Raw genomic sequence first — 11,979 nt, forward strand, 5'->3', positions numbered from 1 at the left:
GGATCTCCGTTTTCCCTCTCTTTCCCGCAGGAGTCGAGTGTCCTACGCTCCATTCCACCCTGTTTCCAACATTGTTTTCACAATCAACCAAAAAAACCTGAACGATTAAAAGTTATGAACTCTCAATCGTTCAGGTATAGTAAGGACTGAACTACTTATATCTCAGTCTCTTGCAACTACATTATGAAATAAACGTTTGATAACCTCGGCCCTCTAAGCACACTTTTGCTTTTTTACGATCTTCATCGGTTTGAAAACTGAGTCTTAAAACACCATAGATATCTACGCGCGTTTCTAGAATTCGGATGTTTGTAATGCTAATTTCTTCTTCTGCTAGATATCCTGTTACTTCTGAAATGATACCCAGATAGTCAGGAACATCTACATATAGATCATAAAAAGAGGGTATCGCTCCTTTTGAACGCACCGGAAGCTGATCGCGAAATTCTTTTGCCTGAGAAAAATACGCATAGATATTCTCAGCATTTCTCTTCTCAATCATACTACGCACATTGTGCATCTCATCTAACCAATAGTCGAACATTTGAAGTAACGCATCTTGATTATGAAGTAAAATATCTCTCCACATCGCTGGACTGCTCGATGCAATTCGAGTAATATCACGAAAACCACCCGCTGCTAACTTAGAAACAAGAGGATTTCCTTGCTGATAATGCTCTGCTTGATGCACAAGACTAGCTGCAATGATATGAGGAAAATGACTGATAACACCTGCAAGCTTATCATGTTCTTTTGGTGAAAGAACAATGATATTAGCTTTTGTACCTGCCAGTAATTTTTTAAGTCTATTAACAGCCTCTTTTTCCGTATGAGGAGAAGGAGTTAACACATACATTGCATTTTCAAACAAGTGAGCTTTAGATGCTGTGACACCACTTTTATGAGAACCAGCCATTGGATGACCGCCAATAAATTGAATCCCTTTTGAAAGTAAGCATGAAGCCGTTTGAACGATTTGTTCTTTTGTACTCCCAACATCCGTAACAATAACCTCTTTTTTCAAAGGAATACTTTCTAATCTTTGCACAACTTGAACGGCTTGTGTAACAGGCACAGCAATAACAATGAAATCAGCTTTTTTAGCTCCAGCTTCAATTGAACTACTTATTTCGTCAATAACAGTTAGCGATTTTGCTAGTTTTACCTGCTCTTCATTAATATCGTAACCAATAATATGCATTGATTCATATGTATTCTTTATATTTAACGCTAACGAACCACCAATTAGGCCCATCCCAATTACAAAAACTGTTCCTGTCACCTTTGTCACCTCGTATTTCACATATGAAATGAGAGTGTGATCTCACACTCTCATTTCTACATTATTATGCAAATGATTTATGTTTACTCACATACTCTTGAAGTAATTGAATAATTTGTTCATTTTGCTCTTTTGTCCCAATTGTAATCCGTACAGATGTAGGGAAGCCTAATGCGTTGCCAGAACGAACAATATACCCTCTTTCCAATAGAAATTGGAATACTTCATCGCCTGGTTGACCAAAATCAATTAGTACAAAGTTAGTGTAAGAAGGATAGTAATTCAAACCGTTCTTTTCGCAAAATGCATAGTATTGCTGTAAACCATCTTCATTTTTACGCTTGCACTCATTAATAAAGTCTTGATCTTTCAAAGCTTCAATCGCCGCTTTTTGAGCCATACGACTTGTATTAAACGGCTCACGAGCAGGTTCTATTCTTTGTAATAATGCTTCATTTGCAATGCCGTACCCAATTCGAAGTGAAGCCAATCCATAAGCTTTTGAAAACGTACGTAGTACAATTAAATTCTCGTACTCATCCAGTAGATCTACAGTTTGTGGAAAGTCCTCTTCTTGTGCTGCGTATTCATAATATGCTTCATCCATAACAATCAGCGTATGCTTTGGAACTTGCTTAATAAATTCCATCAGGTCTTTTTGCTTTACATAGGTACCGGTTGGATTATTGGGGCTACATACCCAAACGACAGTCGTTTGTTCATCAATTGCGCTTAACATTGCCGACAGGTCGTGGTCACCGTTTCGAAGCGGAACCTCACGAATTTCAGCTCCTTCAATTACCGCATTGTGACGGTATTGAGGGAATGTCGGCGTTGCCATCACCGTATTTGTTTCTGGTGATAGTAAAGCACGGCAAATAATTTGAATAACTTCATCTGAACCGTTCCCAAAAATAAGCTGCTCACCTTTGACATGTAAATATTCAGCCAGTGCTGTTCTTAATTCTGCACTATAGCCGTCTGGATAAAGTGCCATATGATTAAGCTCTTCGTAAATAGCTTCCTTCACGCGATTTGAACAGCCATACGGATTCTCATTAGATGCTAGCTTCACAACAGTTTCTAAGTTGTATTCTTTTTTAACTTCCTCAATGGGCTTGCCTGGCTTATATGGAGATAATGTTAATAATTGCTCTTTTACTTTCAACTTGTTACACCTCGCATTTTTGTATCGGTGAAACGATGGACGCTATATACGCTTGAAAACTTGCTATTCCTTCTGACCTTGTCTCCTTATTTAAAAGTACCGATTGAAGTTCCGCAACTTTGTGAACAATTGCACTACCAATTACAATACCATCCGTGTATTCTTTTAATACTTCAACCTGGTGGCTTGTTGAAATACCAAACCCCACAGCAACGGGTATGGACGTCGAAGCCTTAACTTCCTTTAAAAATGAATCTAAGTCCTCAGGAAGCGTTTCTCGAATTCCAGTTACGCCAAGGGATGATACGCAGTATAAAAAGCCTGTTGCATCTTTGGAGATTTTTTCAATACGCTCTTTAGATGTTGGAGCAACCATTGAAATATAAGCTACTTCGTTTTGCTCAGCAAGGGTGCGAATCTCTGTACTTTCTTCATAGGGTAAGTCAGGAATTAATACACCATCAATTTCATTTTCTCGCACTAAAGCGAAAAAGGATTCTAAACCTAATTGTAACACAGGATTAAAATAGGTAAAGAGAATAATCGGAATTTCCACTCCTTTTTTTCTCATTTTTGGCACAAGTTTAATTGCTTTTGATATAGACATTCCCTGAGCAAGTGCACGGCTAGAAGCCGCTTGAATGATCGGTCCATCCGCTAAAGGGTCGGAATATGGAACGCCTAACTCCAATACAGAAGCTCCTTCTTTTTGCAAAGCTAAAGCAAGCTCTATCGTGACATCTTCATGCGGATCTCCGGCTGTAATAAAAGGAATAAATAGCGTATCATGTTTGGGTAATCGCTGCTTAAATGTGCTCATATTCTTTTTCCTTCCTTTCTAATAAATTAACAAGAGTGTGAACATCTTTATCCCCTCGTCCTGATAAACAAATCAAAATACTTTCATCTTTTGTCTTAGTTTTTGCTACCTCAAATGCTTTAGCAAGCGCATGTGCTGATTCAATTGCTGGAATAATTCCTTCTGTTTTCGACAGTAGCTGAAGCGCTTCAATCGACTCATCATCCGTTACGCTTTCATACCTTACTCTTCCTATTGAAGATAAGTGAGAGTGCTCTGGGCCAATTCCAGGATAGTCAAGTCCTGCTGAAATCGAATAAGGCTCTGTAATTTGACCATTTTCATCTTGCAATAGATACGTTAACGTCCCGTGAATAACGCCTTTAGTTCCTTTTTCCATTTTGGCAGCATGAAGCTGTGTATGAACACCTTTTCCTCCAGCTTCTACTCCTATAAGCTCTACCCTTTCGTCCTTAATAAAGTCGTAGAACATCCCGATCGCGTTGCTACCACCACCAACACAAGCAATTACCGTATTAGGAAGCTTGCCTTCCGCCTGTAGAAACTGCTGTTTTGCTTCCTCTCCAATAATTTTTTGAAAATCACGAACCATTTTTGGGTAAGGATGCGGACCAATAGCGGAACCAATTAAATAAAAATGATCCTCACAGTGCTGAACCCAGTAACGGATCGCTTCATTTGTTGCATCCTTTAAGGTTTTTGTGCCTGAAGTAGCTGGAATAACTTCTGCTCCTAATAGTTTCATACGAAATACGTTTAATGCTTGGCGCTCAATATCTTCCTCTCCCATAAACACTTTGCATTCCATACCAAACTTAGCAGCCACCGTGGCCGTAGCCACGCCGTGCTGACCAGCACCTGTTTCAGCAATGATTTTCTTTTTCCCCATGCGCTTTGCTAACAAAATTTGTCCAATCGCATTATTGATCTTATGAGCTCCAGTATGATTCAAGTCTTCGCGTTTTAAGTAAATCTTCGCTCCACCCAGTTTATTTGTTAAGTTATCTGCATAAGTTAGGGCTGTAGGTCTTCCTGAATAATTTTTAAGAAGAAATAAATACTCTTCTTTAAAAGCTGGGTCCTGCATAGCTTCATCCAAAGCTTTCTCTACTTCTTCCAATGGCTTCATTAACGTTTCAGGTACATATTTTCCACCAAATTCTCCAAATCTACCAAATTCATCTGGATGATTGTATGTCATGTAAAATCTTCCTTTCGATACGCTTTATTTTTTGTTGATCTTTTTTACCGTCACTTTCAATTCCACTTGATAGATCGATACCATCTGGGTGATAGTACATTAAGCTATCAATATTAGATTCTGTGATTCCACCTGCAATAAAGCATTTCTTGCTATAAGAGCGAGCCGTATTGGTATAGGCCGGGACAAAATTCCAGTCAAACGCAACGCCCGTTCCGCCAAATTGTTCTTTGACTTTACTATCAATTACATAGCCATCAACAACGCCTTTATAACGCTCCATGGCTTGTAGCGTCTGTGGACCATGAGGCAAAGCTTTCCAAACTTCATAGCCAACATTTTTATAAAAAATAAGTTCTTCAGGTGATTCATTTCCATGACATTGAATCACCTGTAAGTCTGCTTTCACCGCTGTTTCTAATACCTCGCTAGGAGCTCCATTCACAAACACGCCCACTTTTTTCATTTCAAAGCCTGAACAGTTCATAACCTGAACTTTTTCTGGCGTAACGTACCGCTTACTTTTCGAATAAAAGATAAAGCCTACGTAATCAGCAAGTCCAGCCTTTGCTAATTGAAAATCTTCAATTGTTTGGATACCGCAGTACTTAATGTGCATGACTTGTTTCTCCGAATAGATTTCCAATCGCTGCTTGCTGATTATCTTGTTTCATTAATGACTCTCCAACTAGAACTGCTTTTGCACCGGCTTCTTTTACATAAGTAAGGTCTTTATATTCATAAATTCCGCTTTCACTAACAAATAAGCTATCCTTTGGAATAAGGGGAGCAATATCCTTTGTTTGGGTAATGGATGTCTCAAACGTGCGCAAATTACGATTATTAACGCCAATAATCTGTGGTGTTAACACGCGTAAAATTTGTTCTAATGTCTCAGCTGAATGAACCTCAACTAAACAATCAAGCCCTAGCTCACCTGCTTGTTCATATAACTCCTTTAAATGTACAGGCTCAAGGACTTCTCCAATTAATAGAATAGCATCTGCACCGATGCGAGCACTTTCCTCAACTTGAAGCTCATCAATAATAAAGTCTTTTCTCAAAACAGGAAGGTTTACGTTTTGTTTTATTTCAGTCAAATATGCCCGGTGGCCCATAAAATACTGCTCATCTGTTAAAACTGAGAGGGCATCTGCTTTTCCTGCTTCGTACGCTTTAGCAATCGTAACAGGGTTAAAGTTTCGTTGAATCAGTCCTTTTGAAGGGGATGCTTTTTTCACTTCTGCAATCAGTGAAAGCATACGGTTTGAATTTGCAAGAGCTTCTAAGAATGACACTTTCTCTACTTGAACAGGATCTGGTAGCACTAAGTTTGCTACTTCTTGTTTTTTGGTTTCAATAATTTTGTTAAGCACGATTAACCACCTCTTCAGATTTTAAACGCTGGAGCTGTTCGAATGCCTGACCGCTTTCGATGATTCGCATCGCTTCAACGACTCCTTGCTCTAGTGTTTGAACAGCACCACTTACATATATGGCAGCTGCTGCGTTCACAGCAACCGCTGACTGTGCAATTTTGTTCTCACCGTTTTTAAAGATTGATTGAATAAGAGCTGCGCTTTCTGCCGCATCATTTACTATAAGCTCTTTCATAGTTCCCCTTTGGACACCTAGTGATTCAGGAGACAGCATATACTCTACAACGCGCTCATCTTTCACTTCCACTACGTCTGTTTCAGTCGTTACGCTTATTTCGTCTAGACCATCTCGACCACAAACTAGCAGTACATGTTTAGCTTTAAGCTGTACTAAAGCTTGCGCAAGCTTTCTTGCTAAATCGATTGAATACACACCAATTACCTGCTTGCTGCAATTTGTGGGATTAGCTAAAGGACCCAGCGCATTGAAAACTGTACGAAACCCTAATTCTCGGCGTATTTGAGCAACATGCTTCATAGCTGGGTGATAAAGAGGAGCGAATAGAAATGACATGTTGACACGTTCAAGCGCTTCTTCAACTTCAGTCTTCTCTCCTTGAATATCCACTCCTAATCTCTCTAGTACATCCGCACTTCCGCTTTTTGATGAAACGGCACGATTGCCATGCTTTGCTACTTTTACACCAGCTGCTGATGCCACAATAGCACTTGCTGTAGAAATATTAAACGTTGACGCCCCATCTCCTCCAGTTCCACATGTATCAATCACGTTTTCATACCTAATGGAGATTATGTTCATGTTATTTCTCATCCCTTTAACAAAGCCGACGATTTCCTCAACTGTTTCGCCTCGGTAAGTTAACAAAGTAAGGATACCTGCAATTTGTGTAGGTGGAACTTGCCCATTCATAATGTCATTCATAAGCTCTTGTGCTTCTACAGCTGATAACGTTTCGCCATTTAAGCATTTTGATAGCAGTTCTTTAAACATACACATTCTCCTTTTTATCGTAGATATCTTGAGCGATTTGAATCGTTTTAATTAAGGCACTCGCTTTGTTACGGGTTTCTTTCCATTCTAGCTCTGGCTTAGAGTCTGCTACAATACCAGCACCAGCCTGTACATAAGCTACTTCATCTTTTAAGACAATTGTTCGAATGGCAATACAAGAATCAATATTCCCATCAAACCCTAAATAAGCAACGGTTCCTGCATATACATTACGTGCAACAGGTTCAATTTCATTTAAAATTTGCATGGCTCTCACCTTTGGCGCACCTGATACTGTCCCAGCTGGAAAGGCAGCTAGCAAAGCATCAATTGGATGAACGCTTGGGCTAATAGTTCCCGTTACTTTAGAAATTAAGTGCATGACGTGTGAAAATTTAACCAACTCCATTAATACCGGTGTCTGTACGCTACCGTATTTAGCTACTCTTCCAATATCATTACGCGCTAAGTCGACTAGCATATAGTGTTCAGCACGTTCTTTTTCATCTTGGATTAAATCTTCGTACATATGCTGATCTTCTTCTTCGTTCCGTCCTCTACGTCTTGTTCCAGCGATAGGATGAATTTCTAATTCACCATTTTCGATTCCAATAAGCTTTTCTGGAGAGCTACCGATTAATTCCACACCGTCTACTTTGACATAAAATAAATAAGGAGACGGGTTAACTAGTCGCAATACTCTGTAAATATCAAACCCAGAAGCTTTCGTTGGAACTTGAAAACGTTGGGATAAAACCGCCTGAAAGACGTCACCGCTTTTGATATACTCTTTAATTTTGTTAACGTCGTTCATAAACTGCTCTTTCTCGTACGAAGAAGTTACACCTTTAAACGTTACGTCTTTTTGTTCTGAATTAAAGACAAGCGGTAACTTGTTTGTTGAGGGATTCACTATTTGATTAACATACGAATTGATATCTTCAACTGCAAGCTGATACTTTTTACTTTTTTCTGCCTCTGTATCCCCTTCGTTAAGCTGAACATAGCGGAGAAGAACTAACTCTTTTGATTGGTGATTGTATGCTAATAGCGTTTCGCAATACATAAAATGAAATGTTGGCATCTGTAAGTCATTTTCTTTATTGACCTGTACTTTTTCAATTTGTGAAACCGCATCATAACTAATAAAACCAACTGCACCACCTTTAAAGGGAAGCGGCAGATCAGGAAGCTTTACTTTAAAATGCTCATCCACTGTTTGAACAGCATTTTTAAAGCTAGAAGCTGAAAACCGCGGTTGTAAATAGCGGTCTTTAATGATGTACTCACCATTTTCTTCCGCAACATATAAAAAAGGATTTAATCCAATAAATGAATAGTTGGACCAAGGTGATGTATCATCGTTACTTTCAAGTAAATAGACTGCTTCATCCTGCACCCGCTGAAACAGATCAACTGGGGTCAAGCTGTCAACATATAACGTCTTTGTGATAGGAATTGTTAAAAAGTGTGAAGAGTCTTCCAGAAAGGAAGTATACGTGTTTGTCATGTGATTCATTCCTCCATTTCAAATGGAGAATGAGAAATAGTGAGGTGTTTTTAGAAGATATTATAAATAAACCCAAAGACATATCAAAAAAAAGCATGCCTTTGGGTAAACGAATGTCATATTTTAACTAGACTCAGCTCTTCTCAACTATCTCATTCTCGTCTACCCTAAACTCAACTAAACTACTTATTACTAACTCTAAACTATCTACATTGTATTACGTTCATCTAAAAATTGTCAACCATGAGACTTTTTTAATTAGAATTCTCTAATTGCTGACTTAACAGGTTTAAAATAAGACCGTCTTCCACCTTTTGAACATAAGGTTGACCAATTTCTTCGAGCAAGACCATATACACGTCACTTTGCTTAGACTTTTTATCAGCCTGCATTTTCTTTAATAAACGTTCTTTTTCTAAGTGTGAAGGAATCGATGTTTGATAACCAAACTGTTTAAACCATGAAGCAATTTCGGATACTGGAAACGCTGTTTTTCCTAAAGCGTTGCTTACATCCATGGCGAAAAGCATTCCAATTGCTACCGCTTCCCCGTGGCTAATTTTCCCATATCCACATTCTGATTCAATGGCATGACCTAACGTATGTCCGAAGTTTAAATGCGCTCGAACACCCGCTTCCATTTCATCTTCTTTCACTATCGCTGCTTTAACAGAGATTCCTTTTTTAAGCGCGTGGATTAATGCATTCTCTCGTAAATCACTTAACGTTTTAATCGTTGTTTTCAGCCATTGATAGAATTCCACGTCATGAATTAACGCATGTTTAATCACTTCAGCAAAACCGGAACGCCATTCTTTTTCAGGTAAGGTATTTAATAATTCAATGTCATAAAAGACAGCTTCTGGCTGAAAGAACGCACCAATCATATTTTTTCCTAGTTCATGATTAATTGCTACCTTTCCACCGACTGCACTATCGTGGGCAAGAAGGGTTGTTGGAACCTGAATGAATGAGATACCACGCATATAAGTTGCTGCAACAAAGCCAGCTAAGTCTCCAATTACCCCTCCTCCAAATGCAATAATAAGAGCATTACGATCCAGCTGCTTTTCTAAAGCAAACGTTTGACACGCATAGTAATGTTCAAAGGATTTCGCTTGTTCACCGCTAGGCAGTACGTATTTATAAACCGTTGAATACGAAGATAAAGCGTCCATCATTTTATCTCCGTAGCACTCGTTTACTGCTTCATCTGTCAACACTAAAATTTGTGAAGCATTTGGCTTTACGCTTTCGATAACTGATGGAAGTTTAGATAGAATGTTTTCACCTAGATAAAGAGGATATGTTTTAGACTTGGTTTCAATTTGAATTTGTTCCATTAAAATCCCCTCGCATATTCACGCATCTGCTTAATATTTTCAGCAATCGTTTCAATTTGGTCTTGGCCAAACTGTTCTACGATTGCAGATGCTAACTCCCACGCAACAACTGCTTCGGCTACGACACTAGCTGCAGGAACCGCACAGCTATCTGAACGTTCAATACTTGCTTCAAATGGTTCTTTCGTTTCAACATCAACACTTTTCAATGGCTTATAGAGCGTTGGGATTGGCTTCATAACACCTCTAACAACAATAGGCATTCCCGTAGTCATCCCACCTTCAAAACCACCTAAACGGTTTGTTCGTCTTGTGTATCCATTTTTTTCATCCCACAAAATTTCATCATGAACTTCGCTACCAGGCTTTCGAGCAGCTTCAAAACCAAGGCCAAATTCAACCCCTTTAAACGCATTAATACTCATTACAGCCGCAGCAATTTTAGCATCTAATTTACGATCATAGTGTACATAGCTACCAACACCAGCTGGCATACCTTCCACGATGACTTCAACAATTCCGCCGATTGAATCTCCAGCTTCTTTTGCATCATCAATCGCTTGCATCATATCTTTTTCAACAGCTGCATCAAAACACCTAACCGGTGATCGCTCTGTAACTTCCTGGAGTTGTTCAAGAGTTTCATATGCTGGAGGATTAGCTTTAATTCCCCCAATTTCACGCACATGTCCTGCCACTTTAATTCCAAACTGAGCTAAAATTTGCTTTGCTACTGCACCAGCCGCAACGCGAACCGTTGTTTCACGCGCTGAGGAACGCTCTAATACATTTCTCATATCGCGATGTCCATATTTAATTGCGCCATTTAAATCTGCATGTCCAGGTCGTGGGCGTGAGATTTTTCGCTTTACGTCTTCGGCTTCTTCTTCAGAAATTGGCTCAATGCCCATAATCTTTGTCCAATGCTTCCAATCGTTATTTTCAACAACCAGCGCAATAGGAGATCCAAGCGTGTAGCCATGGCGAACGCCACTCACAATTTCTACCTGATCGGTTTCAATTTGCATACGACGCCCTCTTCCATGTCCTTTTTGTCTACGCGCAAGCTCTGTGTTTACATCTTCCGCAGTTAAAGGTAGCCCTGCTGGAACACCCTCTAGAATGGTCGTCAATTGTGGGCCATGCGACTCTCCTGCTGTTAAGTATCTCATCTTTCTACCTCCACTATTATGTATTTTTCAGGAAATCGTCTGAATTTTTATTTTTAAATATGACTATACCATACTCTATGTTACTTCACCACAAAAAAAAAGCGAACGCACTCTTTACTGCCCCTATTATAATTTGCGATAAAAAAACGTATCTACTACTTCCAATCCATATTTCTGAGGTTGAAATACTTGCTCTGTACTTCCCACAAAAAAGACGCCTCCCTTTCTCAATGAATCCGAAAACTTCTGATAAAGCTGATGCTTTGCCTCTTCAGTGAAATAAATAAGCACATTGCGACAAACAATTAAGTCAAACTGTTGTGAAAAGGGATCCGCAAGTAAATTATGTTTCTTAAAAGTAACCGTCTTTTTAATCTCATCGTTTACTTTGTAAAACAATCCTTGACTAGTAAAATACTTGTTTTTTATATGTACCGGCACTTCTTGTAGTGATTTTTCTGCATACAACCCTATTTTGGCTTTTTCAATAACCGTTTCATCCAAATCTGTGGCTAAAATTTTAATGTGTGAAAGCGGATAGTATGAAGATAAAACCATCGCTAATGTGTATGGTTCCTCTCCCGTAGAACATGCCGCGCTCCAGACTTTTAGCGTTTCGTTCCCCTTTGTTAACTGAGGTAGAATCGTTTCTTCTAACACTTCCCAACGCTTTCGATTTCGATAAAACTCTGAAACATTAATTGTGATTCTATCTAAAAATTCAGTCAATAAATCCTCTTGATAAGCTAGGGCTTGATAATAGGTATGGAAACTAGTAAACCCTTTCTTTTCATATAAAGATACTAACCTTCGTTTCATTTGTGCCTCTTTATATAACGACAAGTCGATACCTGTTTTCAGCTTAATTTTGCGAACAAACTCTTCATATTCATTTGTCATAAATAAGACCCCTATCTATCATATTACATATTTCTTTTTATTCCATTATATCGGAATCTCGTTTATCGATGTTAAATTTCTCCATAGAAAAAAGAGTTTGGGACATAACAAAATGATTGCTTCTAAGAGACGAACAATAGCTGTTCCCATCTCTTTAGTTTGTCTGAACACGTTCGTTCCATTGCGCTACGG

General features: G+C 38.9%; 11 protein-coding genes. All 11 read right to left on the bottom strand.

Going from position 1 to position 11,979, the window contains the following annotated elements; genetic code table 11:
• Positions 1–181: 181 nt before the first annotated feature.
• The 11 genes from AS180_RS01415 to AS180_RS01465 all read right to left on the bottom strand — a co-directional run bounded on the left by AS180_RS01415 (position 182) and on the right by AS180_RS01465 (position 11,787).
• Positions 182–1,282, bottom strand: a complete 1,101-nt coding sequence (locus tag AS180_RS01415) for a prephenate dehydrogenase (protein WP_025908800.1) — start codon at positions 1,280–1,282, stop codon at positions 182–184.
• 64 nt (positions 1,283–1,346) lie between these two features.
• On the bottom strand, positions 1,347–2,450 hold the full coding sequence (gene hisC, locus AS180_RS01420) for a histidinol-phosphate transaminase (protein WP_025908799.1): 1,104 nt from the start codon (positions 2,448–2,450) through the stop codon (positions 1,347–1,349).
• A 4-nt stretch (positions 2,451–2,454) separates the two neighbouring features.
• Positions 2,455–3,270: a tryptophan synthase subunit alpha gene (gene trpA, locus AS180_RS01425; protein ID WP_025908798.1), complete on the bottom strand. Its 816-nt coding sequence runs from the start codon at positions 3,268–3,270 to the stop codon at positions 2,455–2,457.
• Positions 3,257–4,471 carry a tryptophan synthase subunit beta gene (gene trpB / locus AS180_RS01430; protein ID WP_025908797.1) on the bottom strand — a complete coding sequence of 405 codons (1,215 nt, stop codon included), beginning with the start codon at positions 4,469–4,471 and terminating at the stop codon, positions 3,257–3,259. Before trpB ends, trpA begins: the two co-directional genes overlap by 14 nt.
• Positions 4,449–5,090, bottom strand: a complete 642-nt coding sequence (locus AS180_RS01435; protein ID WP_025908796.1) for a phosphoribosylanthranilate isomerase — start codon at positions 5,088–5,090, stop codon at positions 4,449–4,451. The genes trpB and AS180_RS01435 overlap by 23 nt, the downstream gene beginning before the upstream one ends.
• The gene (trpC, locus tag AS180_RS01440; RefSeq protein WP_025908795.1) at positions 5,080–5,847 is read right to left on the bottom strand and encodes an indole-3-glycerol phosphate synthase TrpC; all 768 of its coding nucleotides are present in this window, start codon (positions 5,845–5,847) and stop codon (positions 5,080–5,082) included. Before trpC ends, AS180_RS01435 begins: the two co-directional genes overlap by 11 nt.
• Positions 5,840–6,862, bottom strand: coding sequence for an anthranilate phosphoribosyltransferase (trpD, locus tag AS180_RS01445; RefSeq protein ID WP_025908794.1), 1,023 nt, complete (start codon positions 6,860–6,862; stop codon positions 5,840–5,842). The genes trpC and trpD overlap by 8 nt, the downstream gene beginning before the upstream one ends.
• A complete protein-coding gene (gene trpE / locus AS180_RS01450) occupies positions 6,855–8,372 on the bottom strand; it encodes an anthranilate synthase component I (RefSeq protein ID WP_025908793.1) in 1,518 nt (505 codons plus the stop codon). The genes trpD and trpE overlap by 8 nt, the downstream gene beginning before the upstream one ends.
• A gap of 254 nt (positions 8,373–8,626) precedes the next feature.
• On the bottom strand, positions 8,627–9,715 hold the full coding sequence (gene aroB, locus AS180_RS01455) for a 3-dehydroquinate synthase (RefSeq protein ID WP_025908792.1): 1,089 nt from the start codon (positions 9,713–9,715) through the stop codon (positions 8,627–8,629).
• Positions 9,715–10,887, bottom strand: a complete 1,173-nt coding sequence (gene aroC, locus AS180_RS01460) for a chorismate synthase (RefSeq protein ID WP_025908791.1) — start codon at positions 10,885–10,887, stop codon at positions 9,715–9,717. The genes aroB and aroC overlap by 1 nt, the downstream gene beginning before the upstream one ends.
• A 126-nt stretch (positions 10,888–11,013) precedes the next feature.
• Complete coding sequence (locus AS180_RS01465; protein ID WP_025908790.1) at positions 11,014–11,787, bottom strand: CheR family methyltransferase; 774 nt, start codon at positions 11,785–11,787, stop codon at positions 11,014–11,016.
• Positions 11,788–11,979 lie beyond the last annotated feature (192 nt).

The organism is Priestia veravalensis (assembly GCF_001457055.1).
GTDB lineage: Bacteria > Bacillota > Bacilli > Bacillales > Bacillaceae_H > Priestia > Priestia flexa.